We start from the raw sequence: 17,374 nt of genomic DNA, 5'->3' as shown, positions 1-17,374 counted from the left end.
GGCCGTTGTCCGGCTATCTCCCGGCGCGGGTGCTGAGCAGGTCGGCGAGGCCCTGACGGGTGGTGGCGAGGACCATGCGGTCGTCGTGGCGCAGGACATAGCCGGGGTGCAGGTCGAAGAGGAGCCCGGAGGTGTGGGCGGTGCCGTCGTCGTGGTGGTGACCGGCGGAGAGGTCGGGGCGGCGGTCGTCGGGGGCGGCGGTGTCCAGGGCGAGCACCCGCCAGGTCCCCGGCCGGGTGACCTCCTGGATGGTCCGGCCCTCGAACCCGGGCAGTTCGCCGACGTCGAAGACGGCGAAGACCAGGACGCGGCGTTCGACCGGTATGGCGCCGAGGATCTGGCGGCCCATCATCGCCCCGGCGAAGGCGGGCGCGGCGAGGGAGGTGACGCTGCGGCTGCGGGTGAGGGCGTCGGGGTGGGCCGCGCGCAGGGTGCGGTAGACGGCGGTGGCGAACTCGTCGTCGTACAGCCGCAGTGCCACCCGCAGCCGGGGGGAGAGGCCGCGGGCGCACAGGGCGGCTTCGAGATTGGTGGTGTCGGAGCTGGTGAGCGCGAGGAGCGCGTGGGCGCGGTGGATCCTGGCGGCTTCGAGCACGCCCTCCTGGGTGACGTCGCCGAGGACGACGGGGACGCGCAGGCTCCGGGCGAGGGCGATGCCCCGGGCGTCGGGGTCGTCCTCGACGCAGACGACGGGTATGCCCAGTTCGCGGAGGCGGGCCAGGACACGGGTGCCGACCTTGCCGAGGCCGAGCAGGACGACATGGTCGTCCAGGCCCCGGGGCGGGCGGCGCAGGGCGGTGGCGGAGCGGAAGGAGCCGAGCGCCTCCAGGACGGCGGCGACCATGACCGGGAGCAGGAGGAGTCCGGCGAGTCCGGCGAGGAGTTGCAGCAGCTGGCGGTCGGTGCTCGCGTCGACCGCGGGTTCGTTGATGGCGAAGAGGTCCAGAAGGGTGATGTAGGCGGCGTGCAGGGGGTGGGCGTCCTGGGTGATCCACGCGGCGACGGCCAGGGCGGTCACCGCGATCGCGAAGCCCGCCAGGGACCAGCGGACCCGGCGGGAGAAGAGTTCTCCGACGGGCAGCGCGGCGGCGCTGATCCGGCGTGGCGTGCCGGTGGGGCCGCTGGGCGAGATCGTCTCCAGGACGAGGCTGCCCCGGCCCGCTGCCCCGGCGACCTCCTCGTCGTCGGGCAGCAGCCGCGGGCCCTGCGCGCCGCTGGCGTCGGTGCCCTCGGTGCCGGCGGGGTCGGTGGTGGTGGAGGAGAGCAGGGCGAGGGTGCACAGTCCCGGTTCGGCGCTCTCGCCGGGGCGGGGCGGTGGCCGCTCGGCGGCCCGCAGCAGCAGGCCGTCCGCCTGGACGATCTTGCTGGTGCCCGCGGCGGCGGTGGCGGCCAGCGCGGGGGCGGCGGTGTCGGCGTCCGAGAGGACGGTGGTGAGGGATTCCACGGCGGCCCGGTCGACGCCGGCCACCTGCGCGGCCTGGTCGAGGAGTTCGGCGAGGTACTGGCCGAGCTTGCGGTTGTAGAGCCGGATCACCAGGCGCAGCCGGGGGTTGAGCCTGCGGGCGGCCATGGCCCCCCGGATGTTCGTCTCGTCGTCCTCGTACATCAGCGCGAGCGCGTCGGCCCGTTCCACGCCGGCCGCGCGGAGGGTGGCGCGGTCGGGCGTCTCGTGTTCCAGCACCCGCAGTGTGCCGGGGCTGGGCTCCGGGGCGAGGCTCGCGTCCGGGGTGAGGAGGGTCACCCGCTGGCGGTAGAGGCCGTGCAGTTCGGCGGCCAGCCGGAGGGCGAGGGCGTCGTCGCCGCAGACGACCATCTCGCCGGCGGCGGCGGGCGGAGCGTGGGGGTGGGCCTGGTTCTGGGTCTGAGGGGGAGCCTGGGGCTGGTTCTGGGTCTGGGGGTGGGCCTGGGTCCGGGTCCGGCGAGTCGGGGAATTCACGCGGACAGCATGCCGTGCCGCCGGATCCGGCCATTCTCCCGGCGACGGGGGCGAGTTCGGGCCGGCGGCCCCGGCCGGGCGGCGAGCGGGTCGGCCGGGCCCCGACCTGGCCGTCCCCGGGGCGGGTGCCACGCCGTGCCGGGCGGCGTGCCGACACCCGTACGGCGGCCCCCGGTTTGACCGGGCGGCCCGGTCGACGGATCGTCAGAGGGAGGTTCGAAGCAGCGCCGGGGTTTCACTCGAACGCCACCCCCGGCGCGCGCCACATCTCATATCTGAGATAACCTCAACCGCATGGCAGACGACTACCTCGTACGCATCGGCAAGCTCATCCGTGACGCACGGCAGCATCGCGGCTGGACGCAGACGCAGCTGGCCGAGGCTCTCGGCACCAGCCAGAGCGCGGTCAACCGCATCGAACGCGGCAACCAGAACATCAGCCTTGAGATGATCGCGCGCATCGGTGAGGCGCTCGACAGCGAGATCGTGTCCCTCGGTTACGCCGGTCCCATGCATCTGCGCGTGGTCGGCGGCCGTCGGCTCTCCGGCGCGATCGACGTCAAGACGAGCAAGAACGCGTGCGTGGCGCTGCTCTGCGGCTCCCTCCTCAACAAGGGCCGTACGGTGCTGCGCCGGGTCGCCCGCATCGAGGAGGTCTTCCGTCTGCTGGAGGTCCTCAACTCCATCGGCGTCCGGACCCGCTGGATCAACGAGGGCGTCGACCTGGAGATCGTGCCGCCCGCCCAGCTCGACATGGACGCCATCGACGCGGAGGCCGCCCGCCGCACCCGGTCGATCATCATGTTCCTCGGTCCGCTGCTGCACCGGCTCGACGTCTTCAAGCTGCCGTACGCCGGCGGCTGCGACCTGGGCACCCGCACCATCGAGCCGCACATGATCGCACTGCGCCGCTTCGGCCTGGACATCACGGCCACCGAGGGCCTCTACCACGCCGAGGTCGAGCGCGACACCTCCCCCGACCGGCCGATCGTCCTGACCGAGCGCGGCGACACCGTGACCGAGAACGCGCTGCTCGCCGCCGCCCGCCACGACGGCGTCACGGTCATCCGCAACGCCTCCTCCAACTACATGGTCCAGGACCTCTGCTTCTTCCTGGAGGCCCTGGGCGTACGGGTGGAGGGCGTCGGCACCACCACCCTGACCGTCCACGGCGTGCCCACCATCGACGTCGACGTCGACTACTCCCCCTCCGAGGACCCGGTCGAGGCGATGAGCCTGCTGGCCGCCGCCGTGGTCACCGAGTCCGAGCTGACCATCCGCCGCGTCCCGATCGAGTTCCTGGAGATCGAGCTGGCCGTCCTCGAGGAGATGGGCCTCGACCACGACCGCTCCACCGAGTACACCGCCGACAACGGCCGCACCCGGCTGGTCGATCTGACCGTGCGCCCCTCCAAGCTCGAAGCCCCGATCGACAAGATCCACCCCATGCCGTTCCCCGGCCTGAACATCGACAACGTCCCCTTCTTCGCCGCGATCGCCGCCGTGGCCCAGGGCCAGACCCTCATCCACGACTGGGTCTACGACAACCGCGCCATCTACCTCACCGACCTCAACCGCCTCGGCGGCCGTCTCCAACTCCTCGACCCCCACCGCGTCCTCGTCGAGGGCCCCACCCGCTGGCGCGCGGCCGAGATGATGTGCCCGCCCGCGCTCCGCCCCGCGGTGGTGGTACTCCTCGCGATGATGGCGGCGGAGGGCACCTCCGTGCTGCGCAATGTGTACGTCATCAACCGGGGTTACGAGGAGCTGGCGGAGCGTCTGAACTCGGTGGGCGCGCAGATCGAGATCTTCCGGGACATTTGACATATGGACGCCGCCGCACCCTGCCTGACCTGCTGAAACGTAGGTCAGGTGAAGGTGCGGCGGCGTCTGTGGGACTTCTCTGGGACTTTGGGGCCCCTGGGGCGTTCGGGGACCCTCCTGGCTAGCCGAACAGGGCGTCGATGGCGGCGGTGCCGCGGGCGCCCGCGCGCGGCAGGAAGTGCGCGTACTTCCTCAGGGTGAACCCGGGGTCGGTGTGTCCGAGCCACTGAGCGAGTGAGACGACCGACTCACCGGCCTCCAGCTGCTCCGAGGCATAGAAGTGGCGCAGCGCGTGGAAGCCGTGTTCGCGGGAGGGTTCCCAGACGCGCTGCCCGTCGGCACGCTGCTCCAGGCCGCCGATCACGCCAGCTTTGGTGAGTGCGGGTTTCCAGATGTAGGAGTTGAAGTAGTTCCGGTTGATCGCTTTGCGTTCGCGGCCGGTCACGAGCAGGTTGTACGTCCTGGGCCGGCGGTGCTTGGCCTCCACCGGTGTCTCCGGTGGGCGGGGGTCGTCCCAGGCCATGGTGACCGGCACGGACGGGAACGCGGTCGCGTACTGTCGTGCCGCCTCCCCGACGCTGGAGGGCAGTGCCACGTCGCGGACCTTGCGGCCTTTGGGGAGCGCGAAGCACAGGCTCGCCCGCACCATCTTGATCTGGCGGCGGATGTGGACGACGCCCTCGTCGAAGTCGAAGTCGTCCAGGCCGAGCCCGAACGCCTCGCCTTGGCGCAGGCCGAGACCGGCGCCGATCTCCACGAGGATCCGATAGCGGTCCGGGAGGGCGGCGCGGACTGTCAGTACGTGTTCCTGCGGCCATGCCTCCAGCCTGCCCGGAGCAGCGGCCGGCGGCCGGACGGTCTTAGCGCGGCAGGGGTTACGGGCGAGTCGGCGGTCCTCGACGGCGGCTTGGAGCACGCTGGAAAGCGTGGCCCAGACGAGGCGGATGGAGGTGGGCCCGAGGTCCTGTTCCAGCCGCTTCTTCCAGCTCCGGAGAACGTCGGTCCCCACGGCGTTCAGGGGGAGTGCTCCGAGGTGCGGGAGGATGTGGCGCCGTACCCGTTGTTCGATGCGCTCGATGGTGGACGGGTCTCCGCTCTGGGAAGGCCACCAGTGCACACTGATGTAGTCCTTGACGGAGAGATCGCCGTCACGGGGGTCGATGAATTCCTGGCGCCGCACGTCGGTCTGGGCTGTCGCGAGCCAGGTCTTGGCATCGTTCAGTACGTCGAAGGAACGGTCCCTGACGCCCGGGATCGCCTTCACCCGGTAGCGGGTGCACTTTCCGTACATGGCGGTACGTTCACGCTTACCGGTCTCCCGGCTGGGGCGCTTCTTCAACCATCGGTCTTCTATGTAGCCGGGCAATTCTGTCCTTTGAACGGAAACGGGGGGCGACCGATCGGTCAGGCGACCGCTGTGCTGCCGGATCGGTAGTGGCGCGGAGTGTTGAGGGGGCTCAAGGCCATGTTGGAGCGGGAGTCGGCCTGTTCTTGTTCACGGATCCAGGCGTTCAGGGCTTCCCGGCGGTACATGACGCGGCCTCGTGGGCCCATACGGAAGCTCGGCGGCCCCTGCCTCCGGTGCCGCCAGACGTAGAGGGTGTGAGGCGAGAGGCCGAGGTACTCGGCCGCGTCTTTGACATTCAGGAATGCCGCACCGACAGCGACGGAGGGCGCGGGAAGTGGATATGCGGGCATGGAAAGTCCTGTGTGAGTGAAGCGAGTGGCCGCGGGCGGTGAACGGCGAGGTCCCCCGCCCGCAGCATTTGTTGGCAACGGGCTGGGATCTGCGACCCGGCCGCCGATCGGACCGCGTTGCGGCTACCGTGCGGCGCGCGCCGGTTCGCAATACGGGTCCGCTATGGCGAAGGCGGCTTCGATGAGAGCGTTGGAGGCTTCGGCCGAGGCGGGCGGCTGGAAGCAGTGCGGGAAGCGGCGGGCGAGTGAAGACGCGCTGACGCCGGTCCGATCAGCCACCGTGATGATCTCCCAAGCGGTGCGGTGACCGCTCAGCCAGGTTGCGATGCAGGTGTCCCGGAGGTCGGAGACGCTCCTGCCCAGTGGCGAGCTGAACTCGCTTGGCTCCAGGACGGATTCCCGAGCCTGGCGCCATGCCCTGCGGTAGACGGCTCCGGTCAACGGCCGACCGTCATCGCGGGTGAACATCAGGTCCTCGGGACCAAGGCCGCGCCGGACGACCTCCTCCTTCAGAATCTCCACGAGTTCCGGGCTCGCCTGAACGACCCGCACAACACCCGCCCCCTCCACCGCCTCGTCCCCATCCTTGAGACGGCGAGGATGAATCACCAGCTCGCCCGGGCCCTGATCAGGCAGATCCACGTCACGCACCCGCAGGGCCAATGCCTCCTGCGGCCTCAGTGCCGCCAGGGCGATGGACGACAGGAAAGCACGCAGTGCACGGCCATTCTGCGGACATTGGCCGACCTGATCCAGCAGGTCGTCTCGCTGGCGATCCGACAGCAGGAACGTTTCATCAACAACGGCAGTCACAGGGGAGACTCCTCGAACTAGGGGTGCGCTTGCAGCGGAACAAGGTGCCCTTCCGGCTTCACCGCCGAAGGACATCTACAAGGCTCCGGAAAATCCCCGGTTTCGCGAACCGGGGACTGCATGGTAGGAGTGGGCAACGAAGCCCAACTTGCCGTTCATGGACGAGTCGCGAAGCTGGCGCTTCATGCGAGAGAAGAGTTCGGGTACGCCAAAAGCCTTGGCAGGCAGCCGAACGGAGGAGGCGACCTGCCTCCCCATGCCTCTTCAGCAGGACCATCACGCCGACATGATCAAGATTGACATGTCTCCGGCGAGAATATCCAGTCAAATCAGGCCCGGACTAGTCTGCCGTCGGCGAACTGCCCTCAAAGGGAATCGCACGCTCGGCGCTTCGCCAACATGAAGGCGATACTCGAGGAGCAGAGTTCGGCCAGGACTGCAGCTACCCTGGTCGAATACGACGCCAGACCCCTTCGCGACCCCAAAACCACTGGCGGATTCCGGCACGACCCGTCCCATCGCACGGGAAAACCCAAACGGCCTCCGGAGCCGGTTCTGTTTCGTCACCCACGGAAAAGTGGCTAAGGCCCGACGACACACGACCTGACGAACACCTCCCGGCCGGTTCAATCAGCCTCGGTAGTCGGCAGTGGTCGCATGCTCCGACGCCTCATGGTTCGGGGATCAGCCACCTCAAGACGGCCGGCTGGATGTCGCCTGCCGCCAGTGCCCAAGGGGACGCTGGAGCAGACCGAAGTGATCGGAGCGTGACGGGGACGGCGTCGCTCCCGAGCCATGCGAGCTCTACCGGGTTGCGGACAAGTACGGAGGGGGCGATCGAGCCTAGGCTGCCGGGACGACTCAGCGGAAGGTCGGCGTCGGGTGTCTACGGACATGATCCGGACCTGTGGTTCACCGGCGCGGCGGGACCAACGACCAGCCCCCCGCCTCCCTGGCCAACGCGCTTGATGGCTGCCTCGATGGGAAGGCGGCCGCTGTTCAGGCGTCGGGGTCGCCCCACCCGTACTCCGAGACGTACTCGGCGAACGCCTCGTCGTCGAAGTCCACGGGGAGCAGCTCCGGCTGAAAGAGGTCACTATCCGGGTCGAGGGCTTCGGAGTGCGCCATCAGCTGGACCAGAAACGTCTGCGCGGCCTCCAATGCCTGCGGGTCATCGAGCCACATCCCGAACTCAAGGCTGCTTCTGGACCGGTAAGTTGCGTTCGCGCTACCCACCCAGAGCCGTTCGGGGCGGAAGCCGACAACATCGGCGACGCCGCCCAGGGCATCCTCGTCGTGCCACCACATCTCGCCGAGCAACATGATCTTTGTGTGGAGGAAGGGCACCATGTCTCCCTTAGGCTGGCGGCGGAACCCGATGGTCCGCAGTGGCGGAATCACCGGGTCGGGCATCGGTGAGCCCGGTCCCAGCACCTTGGCGCGGTCGTTCTCCCGCCAGTCCAGGCCGGTCAACTCGGCGAAGGCACCGGCCAGTATTCCATTTTCGCCATCGGCAAACGGCTTGAGCTTGCTCAGCTTCTCCAGGTCGCGTTTACTACGCCCCTGCTTGGAGACAACCACGCAGGTGTGGGCGAACCGCGCGAGACAGGAGGCCAGCTCCTGATCGTCGAACCAGAGAAACGCGCCCAGCGCCACCGGCCCCATGCTCCGGAGCCCCGGCGTACGCCGCTTCTCCTCCAGGAAGCCTTCCATCCCGTCAACCAGCCCCTTCAGCACGTTCCTGCCGAAGTAGCCGTGGTGTCCGTCTTGCCGGACGAACTCCTGGTCGAACGTCGCGGGAAACTCTGGACCGGCCTCGTTCATCGCTTTCCCCTCCCCGAGTGGTCTGGATACTCAATCATGGGGACAACTCGGCAGGTCGGACCGCCTGTCCTGCAGTACCTTCACCGTCACGTTCTCCTCTCAGCCGTCGCCAGCCTCGAAGTAGCCCTCCATCGCGGCGCTGTTCTCGACCCATCCGCCCTGTTTGGCGATGACCTTGCGGTCGTCGCCAGCGCGCTTGGAGCTGGTGGCCAGTCCGCAGCGCGGAGAATGCCCGGTGGGCGGAAGTTCAGCTCGGCCCCTTGCCCAGCCGGGTGATGACGTTGCCGATGGTCTCTGGGGCAATCCCGTCGGGCATGACGGTGTGCCACCTGTTGTGCAGCGGCTTGTACGCGAAATCGTCCGGGTCGGCCAAGGCGGCTGATGCCTTCCTGACCCGCCATGCGCGCACGGGGCAGCTGCTCGGCCGGGAGCCGAACGGCACCTTCACCTTCCGGAGCTTGATCTTCGGCACCGGCACGTCGACCTCCATGCCGTGCTCGGTGACGACGAAGTCGCGCACCCACAGGAGGCGACCTCGTGCTCGCGGCCAACGATGGTGAACGCGGTCACCCGATGGAGCAGTCTAGGATGCCCAGCCGGTTGTCTGGCGGGGCGGTGACGGTGGCGCGCAGGGCCTTCTCGGCGCCAGCGACCACGTGGCTGGTGGACCCGATACGAGCAGGTCATCATCGTCCTCGCCGATAATGCCCGCCGCACTGCTTGCAAAGGCAGCGACAGGTGTCGGACTACGCCTGTGCGGGTGCGACGCTGGCGTCCAGTGATCTACTGGTGGGCATACATATGTCGTTGGTGGGGGTGGAAGTGGCTCAGTTGCGCGACGCCGACAGGCGGCTGCTCTGGGGGAAGGCGGGCAATGAGTGCGCGTTCCCTGGCTGCAACGAACGGCTGATTGAGGAATTTCTAAGCGGAACCTCGGCGAGCCTGGTTGAAACAGTCGTGGGAGAAGAGGCGCATATCGTTGCGGAGGCGGACGGTGGCCCCCGGGCCGATCCCGCTATGCCTAAGGCCGAGCGCAACTCCTATCCAAACATGATTCTTCTCTGCAAGAAGCATCACAGCTTTGTGGACAGGGACAACGGTATCCATTTCACGGTGGAGCAGTTGCAGGGGTTCAAGCGTCTGCACGAGGAGGAAATCCGGCGTCGGCGCTCCGACCCTGACGAGCAGCGAGCAATCAGCAGAAGTCAGGCTCTCTATGAGCTTCTGATCGCCTCGCGGGCCCGGCTTATCGCGCGGTGGCAGGCAGCCGGCCTCGATGACGTGGTGGCCAGCGAGCTCGCAGACGATCCGGTGGTCGGTCGAAGGCCGAAGACGCTGGTGTCGCTGAAGCCGACCGGGGTGGTGGTCCTGAGCGGGGAGTTCGGTTCGGGGAAGTCTGTAACTGCTGAACGGCTCCATCAGGAGGATGTGAACGCGGCGCAAGAGGGAGATACGCCGCTGCCCGCATACCTACACGCGGACGATATTCATGGACCACTGCAGCAGGCTGTGGAATCGGCCGTGGAGCCACTTGGTGTCCCTGGCTTTTCGGGAGTCCGGATCGTGCTCGACGGGCTCGACGAGATCGACGCGGCACGAGCGCAGCGGTTCTTGAATCAGGCACGTCAGATGGTTCAAATTTGGCCCGGCAGTCGGGTGCTGATGACTTCCCGTCCGGGCCTGCAGTCCAGCGCTGGCGAGGAGGTCTCCTTGCCACCGATGAGCTACGAGGAAGCCAAGACCCTAGCAAGGCGATTGGGGCAGCAGCACCTGCCCTTCTCAGAGTCAACAGCTGTTCGCGAGGCGCTGTTGTTGCCCTTGTTCATCATCATCGCAGCAGTCACTCGGGAGGAGCAGGATTGGAGGCGGCCGAGATCGCGCATCGACTTCCTCGAGGCCCTCGTGCAACGTGCCCTGCGCGCGGGCGGGGTACCGGAAGACGACACGGAGGACCTTTTGGAGGAACTCGCGTGGCTGGCGGTCCAAGCTGGCGGTCCGGTCGCCGAGGGCGAACTCGGCCTCTCCCAGAGTCGCGCGGTCCGCAGGACCCGTCTCGTAGTACGGCAAGGCCGGACTCTGCGGTTCGGGCTTCCGATCCTTGAGCAGTATTTCGCAGGTCGCGCACTGCTGGAGCGTGGCATTCCGGAGCAGGCTTGGGTCTCGTCTGAGGCGGTCGAGCGATGGCGTTACCCTCTGGCGCTTGCACTGGCGGCTGCTGGCTGGCAGCAGTGTCTCCGCCTCATGGAGCCCCTGGTTGCACGGTATCCCGGCGTGGCCGCCTGGGTCGTAGACGAGGCTTTCCCTAAAGGTTCGGGCCTACGAAACGAAGGGCCGACGCTGAGCCCGGAAGCAGGGCAGCGTGCTCACTTCGCCCTTGCCCGCTGGCTTCCTGCTCTTGGGCCAGCTGCCGACCTGGCCTTGTATCAGCGTGTCCCCGCACCGCCCCTCGTCCTCGGATACCAGGTGCACGGCACTGAGTTGTGGGGGGTTATTCAGAACACTCCGAGACCAGGCCAAGAGGAACAAGCTATCGAGCTGCCACAAGGCAGCGATTACGAGGATGTGCGTACCTTCGCCGGCTTCCCTACCTATATGCAATTCGCGACGCCCGCTTTCTCATATCCGGGGTGGCCTTGGCAGTGGTCGCTGACCTGGATAAGCCAGCACCTGGAAAAGATTTTGGGCCGCCAGCTCCATCTCACCGGAAACAGCACTTGGGCGGCTGAGCGGCGGTGGGCGCTGAGTCGGGCCTTGGTCAACCAGAAAGGGTTCTTCCTTAACCCTCTGGACGTGGATGAGGTAGCACAGGCCGCTAAGGCGCATACCGGCTCGGTTCGGTCGACCTTCACCTCTGCACGCAACGGCAATGTTGTGGCAGCGGGCAGCGAATTCGCCGCTCTGATCGCCGACCTGGAATCCGGAATCGAAGTCAAACCAGATGGTCTGCTCCACGCACCCTTCGCAGTACCCAACCGCCCCCGTGCCCCGGGACGCATGTACATCTCAGACTTCTACAGCGACGAAGCCTTGCTGGACTACACGTGCTACCTCTTCGAGAGCGCGCTCAGCATCTACCAAGACCTTTGCGACCAGTGGTTCCCCCGGCTGCGCCCTACGCTAAGGCTGGCATCGCAGCTGCCCTCCACTCTCACGGGCACCGTCAAGCGCGGCGGCCTCGCAGGAACAAGAGTGACGTACTGGCCCGTCTCGGCTGACCCAACGGCCCCGTCCACGACCGACTTCACGCTTGATCCACCCCCCGGTCGCGAGAGGGTCCCCGACGTGAACAGCCAATACACCTCGCACGCCCTGCCATTCTCCGACGCACCCGCCACAGACCTCGCCCACAGCTGGCTGTGGAGCGATCTAAGGGGCGTGCGCCTGCTGTCGGGCAACGCGCCGAGCAGATGGCAGTGACGTCTCGACGGGCACCCTGACTGGAGTAGCCGGCGGGCACACGGGGCAGACGGCGATCTTCTGGGCCATCAGAGCGGCAACGGACAAGCCCTTACAACTCGATCGCGCCTGGGCCGGGGCGGTTCCGAATGCGGAGCAGTCAGGCCGTCAGCGGCACGCGCGGCTACCACCGGGGGCAGCTGCCCCAGCCGGGTGGGGACAGAAACCGGGCCCCCGGCCGCCTTCGGCCGCTGACTCCGCGCATCGGGATACGGCCCCTCCACAAGGAACAGCTCCAGCCCCGGATCTCCGGAGGGGATCTTCTCGATGCGTTTGCCCGCCAGCTCCAGGCCGTGGCACTTCGCGTAGTTGACAGCGTGCCGCCACTCCGCGATCTCGTAGTCATCAAGGTCAGTGATCCGGACGCGCCCCCTCGGCGACGATCCGCTCGATCAAGCCCTGCGCCCGCGCCCGCCGAGCGCGGGCGGTGGGCCGCTCGCTATGAGGCAACCGAGGCTTGGCGGGCTCCGTCAACTCATCGCCGACGGCAACCGCAGAGTCGTCATCGATCATCAGGACCCAACGGTCCTGCATGGCATCGACCAAACGTCAGCCGCTTGGCATCAAGGTGCGAGATCCTTTGTCGACAACGGGCGATCCGGGCAGTCCGTACTGTCGTTCGATCAAGGACGACCGCCAGCGGGCAGGCCCCGGCCCCGGCGGTCTGCCCTACATCGAGGAGAACCGAAAGGGCGTCCATCAGCCGTGGGAGTTCTCTGGGACTTTTCTGGGACTTCCGACTTCATCAACCGGCACGAGCATGAAACAAATGAAAGACCATTCGCGCAGGTCAGCAGCCAAAGAGCCCTCATCGTGGCAGGTCACCGCGCTGACTGGTCTCTTCCGGGACATCTGACACACGGACGCCGCGGATCCGGCCCGGTTGCCGACGAGCATGGCCGGGCCGGAGTCGCGGCGTCCGTGTACGGCAGGAGCAGGCAGCGCCGCGGCCCGCACCCGCACCCGCACCCGCACCCGCACCCACAGCAGGGACACGGCGGCCAGCGGCAGAACGCCCCGAGAGCGCGGCCGTATCGCCGTCTGGCGGAAGTCCTGGTCGAAGTCATGTGATCGCATGACGGATGAACCTGGGGCCGGTGGCGCCCTCCCGGGCCGCCGCCACCGGGCGGAGCCGGATTCCTCCCGTTCCCGTATGTTCCGAGCGCGGCCTCGCCGGAATCCCGTATTGAACTGGTCAGTACAAAACTGTTACCGTCACCGCATGGCGCGCCCCAGGACGTTCGACGAGACGCAGGCCCTCGACGCGGCGATGCGCGCCTTCTGGGCGAACGGCTACGAGGCCACGTCGACCGAGGACTTGTGCGTGGCCACGGGACTGGGCCGCAGCAGCTTCTACAACACGTTCAACAGCAAGCGGGAGCTGTTCCAGCGGGCACTTGCCCGGTATGTTGACATGACCAACTCCAACCAGTCGGCCATCCTGGAGAATCCCGGCCTGCCCGCCGCGGAGAGGATCCGCCGGCTGCTGGCCTCCGTCGTCGAGGCCGAGGCGGGGAACCGGCCGGGGGGTCGCAGCGTCGGCTGCCTCGGGGTCAACACCACCGTGGAACTCTCGGGCCGCGAGCCGGACATCGGCCGGCTCCTGGGCCGGGACACGGACCGGCGGACGGCCGCCCTGCGAAGCGTCATCGAGATCGGTCTGCGCGACGGCAGCGTCTCCTCGGGCCGGACCCCGGAGGCGCTCGCCCGGTATCTGAACGCCGTGATCGGCGGAATGCGCGTGTCCGCGCAGGGCGGTGCCGACCGGGCCGCCCTGGAGGCCATCGCGGAGGCCGCGATGGACGCCTTCACCTGTTGATTCCTCCGTGACGCACCCCGTCGGCGACGGGGAGTTTCACCCTGGGCAGGTTTTGCACTGATCAATCCAAAACATCTCGAAGGGAACCCTCATGTCCTTAGAAGGGCGGCGCCCCACGGCCGGACCGACGGGTCCGGCCGTGCCCCGCGCCGTATACGTCCTGGCCATTGGCATCTTCGCCATGGTGACCAGCGAGTTCGTGGTCGCCGGCCTGATGCCTCAGATGGCCGACGGGCTCGGCGTGACCATTCCCCGGATCGGCTACCTCATCACCGCCTTCGCGGTGGCGATGGCCGTGGGCGGGCCGTTTCTGACCGCGGCGGTGCTGAGGATTCCGCAGAAGCACGCGCTGATGCTGTTGTTCGCCGTCTTCCTCGCGGGCAACGCACTGGCCGCCACCGCTTCCTCCTACGGCGTCATGTTGGTGGCGCGCGTCATCACCGGCATCGCCTCGCAGGCGTTCTTCGGCGTCTCGATCTCCATATGCGTGCGGCTGACCCGCCCGGAAGTACGCGGCCGGGCCATCGCGACGGCCATGAACGGACTGATGCTCGGCACCCTGCTGGGTCTGCCGCTGGCCACCCTGATCGGGGAACGCCTGGGCTGGCGTGCCGCGTTCTGGGGCATCGCCGTTCTGACGGTGATCGCCGCACTGTGCACGGCGGTCGGGGTGCCGCGACTGGAGCGGACCGGTGAAGGGGGCGGCTTCCGGCAGGAGATGACGGTGTTCAGGAAGCCCGGACTCTGGCTGGCGCTCATCACCAGCACCCTGATCATCGGTGCGACGTTCTCCGTGTTCAGCTACTTCAACCCGATACTGACCGAGGTCACCGGCTTCAGCACCGGCACGGTCCCGCTGCTGCTCATCGCGTACGGCGCCGCCACCGTGGTCGGCAACAGCGTCGTCGGACGGCTGGCCGACCGGCACACCCTGGGCGTCCTGCTCTGCGGCCTGGCGCTCAACGCCGTCTTCCTCACCGGCTTCGCGCTGCTCGCCGACGCCCCCGTCCCGGCGCTGGTCTTCATGATGGGCATCGGCCTGGTGGGCGTCACCATGAACCCGGCGATGGCCGTCCGGGTCCAGCGCGCCGGCAACGCGCGGCCGTTGGTGAACAGCGTTCACTCCTCCTTCATCACCCTCGGCGTCATCATCGGCTCCTCGCTCGGCGGTCTGACCGTCGACGCCCACGGGCTGCGCGGGCCGCTGTGGCTCGGAGCCGCACTGGCCGTACTCGGTCTCGCCGCGCTCCTTCCCGATCTGGTCCGCCGGACCGCCCCCGCCCCCGTCGGCGCGCGGCGGGAATGACCCCCGGCCGCCCCTCGGCTCAGGAGTCCGCCGCGCCCCGGATGAGCCGCCCCACGCGCTCGACGTCCGGGAGCGGGGAGGCGTGGCCGCTCCGCTCCGGGGAGGGTTCGGTCGCGGCGGTCGCCGGGGAGACGAGGCGGCGGAGGCCGGTGCGGAGGAGGGTGGTGTCGACGGTGGAGATGCCGCTGAGGGCGAGGACGGAGACGCCTTGGTCGAGGGCGGCCATGAGCTGGGCGACGTCCACGACGGGGAGGTTCTCGCCGGGGGGACGGGTCTCGGAGGCGACGCGGGCGTAGGCGTCGAGCATGACCTGGACGCGGGCGCGGAGGAGGGAGGTGAGGGTTTCGTCGCGGGCGGCGGTCGCGATGAACTCCAGCATCGCGAGGCCGAAGCCGCGCACCATCTCCGCCGCGTCGCCGTCGCCGTCGCCACCACCACCGTCGTGGGCGGCGGCGGCCGGGCCGGGCGGACCCGCGGGCGGGGCGAAGGGGTCCCAGTCCTCACCGCGGAGGGTTTCGAGGTTGTGGTCCATGACCGCGAGGAACAGCTCCGCCTTGCCGCCGAAGTTCGAGTAGACCGCGCCCTTGGAGAAGCCGGCCTCGTTGGCGATCCCCTCCAGGCTCGCTCCGTGGTAGCCGTCGCGGGCGAAGGCCATGAGCGCGGCGACGGTGAGCGCGTCGCGGGTCTCCCGCTTCCGCTCGGCACGGCTTCGCCGGACCCGGGGCGCGGGCGTCGAGTGGCTTCGTTCCATACCCACACCCTAGTTGACGTACCAACAGAATCCAGATACCAATGGCATTGCGATACCGACGGTATTTCAATACTGCCGGTATCGCTCATCTGTCCGGTACCCCGGCGAAGGGGTGACGAGAGGAGCGGCGGCCATGGGGAGCGCGGTGCTGGAGATCGAGGGCCTCACGAGAAGGTTCGGCTCGGTCCTCGCGAATGAGCGGGTCGGTCTGCGGGTCGGGCCGGGAAAGGTCGTCGGGCTGCTGGGGCACAACGGCGCGGGCAAGACCACGCTGGTCTCACAGATCGTGGGCCTGCTGCGGCCCGACAGCGGATCCATCCGGGTGGCCGGGGTGGACGCGGTCGCGCGTCCGGCGGCGGCGCGCCGCTGTGTGGCGCTCCAGGCGCAGGCGCAGGCGCCGCTGGACGGGCTGACGCCCAGATCGGCGATCGAGATCGCGGGCCGGCTGCGGGGTATGTCCCGGGCTGACGCGAGGGCCGCCGTGCGCACCCTCGCCGAGGAGCTGGACCTGCACGAGTGGCTCGACCGGAGGGCCCTGCCGGACGGCGGCGGACTCTCCGGCGGAGTGCGCAGGCTGACCGCGTTCGCCATGGCCGCGGTCGCGCCGGTGCCGCTGGTCGTGCTCGACGAGCCGACCAATGACGTCGACGCGGCCCGGCGGCGACGCCTGTGGGGCACCGTCCGCCGGCTGGGCGACGAGGGCGCGGGCGTACTGCTCGTCACCCACAATGTCGTGGAGGCCGAACGCGTGGTGGACGAACTGGTCGTACTCGACCACGGCAAGGTCGTCGCCGCCGGGTCGCCGGAGCGGCTCCGCGGGACCGCCGACCACGATCTGCGGCTCGAACTCTCGCTGCGCCCGGACGGCCCCGACCCCTCGGACCCCTCCGAGCACCCCGCCCGCGCGCCGGTCCCGGTCCCGGTCCCGATCGCCCGCCGCGTCCGCGCCGGCCGGCGGGTGCTGCTGACCCTCGCCGCCGCCGACGCGGAGGCCGCCGTCGCCTGGGCCGCGGCGCTCCGCGCGGACGGCCGCGTCGAGAGTTACGCGCTGGTTCCCACCAGCCTCGAAGACGTCTACCTCGCCGCCACGGGCGCGGCCACCACCGAGAGGGAGACCAGCCGTGCGTGAGGCCGTCGGCTCCGCCCTCCGGGCCCCGGTCCCCGTCGGCGTCCCGCCGCGCACCGGCCTCCGGACGGTCTACTGGACCCTGCTGCGCTGGACGACGGCCCAGATCGGCACGGCGCTCCCGCTGGTCCTCATCGTGCAGGCGCTGCTCGCCGCCGCCATCATCATCGGCTTCGGGTTCCTCGTCCCCGGCATCGACGCCTCCGCCGCCGAGTTCCTCTCCTCGGGCGCGCCCACCGTGCTGCTGATGGCCGTCGGCCTCGTCCTGGTCCCGCACGGTGTGGCGCAGTCGCGCGCCAGTGGCACGTTCACGTATCTGCGCGCGCTGCCCGTGCCCCGCCCGCTCCTGCTGCTGGCCGATCTGACGGTGTGGCTAGTCGTCACCCTGCCGGGGATCCCCGTCGCGGTGCTCGTGGCCGAGTGGCGGTACGGTCTGGACTTCGCCGTCGACTGGCCCCTGCTGGTGACCGCGGCCGTCCTGAGCGCGGTCACGGCCATCTCCGTCGGCTACGCGATCGCCGTGCTCCTGCCCCCGCTGATCGCCCAGCTCGCCTCCCAGGTGCTGGTGTTCTTCGTGATGCTGTTCTCCCCGATCACCTTCCCGGCGAGCCGACTGCCCGAGTGGTTCCAGACGGTCCACGGTCTGCTCCCCTTCCGGCCCGCCGGGGATCTGATCCGCGCGGGGCTGCTGTCGGACGGCTCCGGCACGGGCGGGCGGGACCTCCTCGTACTGCTGGTCTGGTGTGCGCTCGGGATCGCGGTGAGCGTCCGCGCGCTGGTGCGCCGGGGCTGAGCTCGCGGCCCCGGTGAGAAGCGGTGCG

The 17,374-nt window shown here is 68.9% G+C and carries 14 protein-coding genes; 7 read left to right on the top strand and 7 right to left on the bottom strand.

Going from position 1 to position 17,374, the window contains the following annotated elements:
• Positions 1-13 precede the first annotated feature (13 nt).
• Positions 14-1,813 carry an NAD-binding protein gene (locus ABD371_RS18060; protein WP_344478430.1) on the bottom strand — a complete coding sequence of 600 codons (1,800 nt, stop codon included), beginning with the start codon at positions 1,811-1,813 and terminating at the stop codon, positions 14-16.
• Positions 1,814-2,230: 417 nt separating this feature from the next.
• On the opposite strand from ABD371_RS18060, the gene ABD371_RS18055 reads away from it, so the two are divergent.
• Positions 2,231-3,760 carry a helix-turn-helix domain-containing protein gene (locus tag ABD371_RS18055; RefSeq protein ID WP_190123701.1) on the top strand — a complete coding sequence of 510 codons (1,530 nt, stop codon included), beginning with the start codon at positions 2,231-2,233 and terminating at the stop codon, positions 3,758-3,760.
• 121 nt (positions 3,761-3,881) lie between these two features.
• On the opposite strand, the gene ABD371_RS18050 is transcribed toward ABD371_RS18055, so the two are convergent.
• From ABD371_RS18050 to ABD371_RS18030, 5 genes are all read right to left on the bottom strand, one after another.
• The gene (locus ABD371_RS18050; RefSeq protein WP_344478109.1) at positions 3,882-5,051 is read right to left on the bottom strand and encodes a tyrosine-type recombinase/integrase; all 1,170 of its coding nucleotides are present in this window, start codon (positions 5,049-5,051) and stop codon (positions 3,882-3,884) included.
• A gap of 113 nt (positions 5,052-5,164) precedes the next feature.
• Positions 5,165-5,458, bottom strand: coding sequence for a helix-turn-helix transcriptional regulator (locus ABD371_RS18045; protein WP_344478107.1), 294 nt, complete (start codon positions 5,456-5,458; stop codon positions 5,165-5,167).
• Between the two features lie 123 nt (positions 5,459-5,581).
• Complete coding sequence (locus ABD371_RS18040) at positions 5,582-6,271, bottom strand: hypothetical protein (protein WP_344478105.1); 690 nt, start codon at positions 6,269-6,271, stop codon at positions 5,582-5,584.
• 999 nt (positions 6,272-7,270) lie between these two features.
• Positions 7,271-8,095 (bottom strand): hypothetical protein, encoded by an 825-nt coding sequence (locus tag ABD371_RS18035; protein ID WP_344478103.1) that lies wholly within the window; start codon positions 8,093-8,095, stop codon positions 7,271-7,273.
• Between the two features lie 247 nt (positions 8,096-8,342).
• The gene (locus tag ABD371_RS18030; protein ID WP_344478101.1) at positions 8,343-8,615 is read right to left on the bottom strand and encodes a hypothetical protein; all 273 of its coding nucleotides are present in this window, start codon (positions 8,613-8,615) and stop codon (positions 8,343-8,345) included.
• A 218-nt stretch (positions 8,616-8,833) separates the two neighbouring features.
• Here ABD371_RS18030 and ABD371_RS18025 point away from each other — a divergent pair, with 218 nt between their 5' ends.
• From ABD371_RS18025 to ABD371_RS18010, 4 genes are all read left to right on the top strand, one after another.
• Positions 8,834-11,512: an NACHT domain-containing protein gene (locus ABD371_RS18025; RefSeq protein ID WP_344478099.1), complete on the top strand. Its 2,679-nt coding sequence runs from the start codon at positions 8,834-8,836 to the stop codon at positions 11,510-11,512.
• Positions 11,513-12,083: 571 nt separating this feature from the next.
• Positions 12,084-12,407 carry a hypothetical protein gene (locus tag ABD371_RS18020; RefSeq protein ID WP_344478097.1) on the top strand — a complete coding sequence of 108 codons (324 nt, stop codon included), beginning with the start codon at positions 12,084-12,086 and terminating at the stop codon, positions 12,405-12,407.
• A 366-nt stretch (positions 12,408-12,773) separates the two neighbouring features.
• Entirely contained in the window at positions 12,774-13,370 is a 597-nt protein-coding gene (locus ABD371_RS18015) for a TetR/AcrR family transcriptional regulator (RefSeq protein WP_344478095.1), read from the top strand.
• Positions 13,371-13,509: 139 nt separating this feature from the next.
• On the top strand, positions 13,510-14,676 hold the full coding sequence (locus ABD371_RS18010) for an MFS transporter (RefSeq protein ID WP_344478093.1): 1,167 nt from the start codon (positions 13,510-13,512) through the stop codon (positions 14,674-14,676).
• 19 nt (positions 14,677-14,695) lie between these two features.
• On the opposite strand, the gene ABD371_RS18005 is transcribed toward ABD371_RS18010, so the two are convergent.
• Positions 14,696-15,427, bottom strand: coding sequence for a TetR/AcrR family transcriptional regulator (locus tag ABD371_RS18005; RefSeq protein ID WP_344478090.1), 732 nt, complete (start codon positions 15,425-15,427; stop codon positions 14,696-14,698).
• Positions 15,428-15,560: 133 nt separating this feature from the next.
• Here ABD371_RS18005 and ABD371_RS18000 point away from each other — a divergent pair, with 133 nt between their 5' ends.
• A complete protein-coding gene (locus ABD371_RS18000) occupies positions 15,561-16,556 on the top strand; it encodes an ABC transporter ATP-binding protein (RefSeq protein ID WP_344478088.1) in 996 nt (331 codons plus the stop codon).
• Positions 16,549-17,346: an ABC transporter permease gene (locus ABD371_RS17995; protein ID WP_344478086.1), complete on the top strand. Its 798-nt coding sequence runs from the start codon at positions 16,549-16,551 to the stop codon at positions 17,344-17,346. Before ABD371_RS18000 ends, ABD371_RS17995 begins: the two co-directional genes overlap by 8 nt.
• The last annotated feature ends 28 nt before the right edge of the window (positions 17,347-17,374 follow it).

This window comes from Streptomyces amakusaensis (genome assembly GCF_039532665.1).
Classification (GTDB): Bacteria; Actinomycetota; Actinomycetes; order Streptomycetales; family Streptomycetaceae; genus Streptomyces; species Streptomyces amakusaensis.
This window is presented reverse-complemented; position numbering and strand designations above follow the sequence as displayed.

What these genes read in the sequence shown, in the direction of transcription:
- ABD371_RS18055 (WP_190123701.1), top strand. Translation starts at nt 2,231, where the DNA reads ATGGCAGACGACTACCTCGTACGCATCGGCAAGCTCATCCGTGACGCA.
- ABD371_RS18060 (WP_344478430.1), bottom strand. Translation starts at nt 1,813, where the DNA reads ATGGTCGTCTGCGGCGACGACGCCCTCGCCCTCCGGCTGGCCGCCGAA.
- ABD371_RS18045 (WP_344478107.1), bottom strand. Translation starts at nt 5,458, where the DNA reads ATGCCCGCATATCCACTTCCCGCGCCCTCCGTCGCTGTCGGTGCGGCA.
- ABD371_RS18005 (WP_344478090.1), bottom strand. Translation starts at nt 15,427, where the DNA reads ATGGAACGAAGCCACTCGACGCCCGCGCCCCGGGTCCGGCGAAGCCGT.
- ABD371_RS18050 (WP_344478109.1), bottom strand. Translation starts at nt 5,051, where the DNA reads ATGTACGGAAAGTGCACCCGCTACCGGGTGAAGGCGATCCCGGGCGTC.
- ABD371_RS18000 (WP_344478088.1), top strand. Translation starts at nt 15,561, where the DNA reads ATGGGGAGCGCGGTGCTGGAGATCGAGGGCCTCACGAGAAGGTTCGGC.
- ABD371_RS18020 (WP_344478097.1), top strand. Translation starts at nt 12,084, where the DNA reads ATGGCATCGACCAAACGTCAGCCGCTTGGCATCAAGGTGCGAGATCCT.
- ABD371_RS18035 (WP_344478103.1), bottom strand. Translation starts at nt 8,095, where the DNA reads ATGAACGAGGCCGGTCCAGAGTTTCCCGCGACGTTCGACCAGGAGTTC.
- ABD371_RS18015 (WP_344478095.1), top strand. Translation starts at nt 12,774, where the DNA reads ATGGCGCGCCCCAGGACGTTCGACGAGACGCAGGCCCTCGACGCGGCG.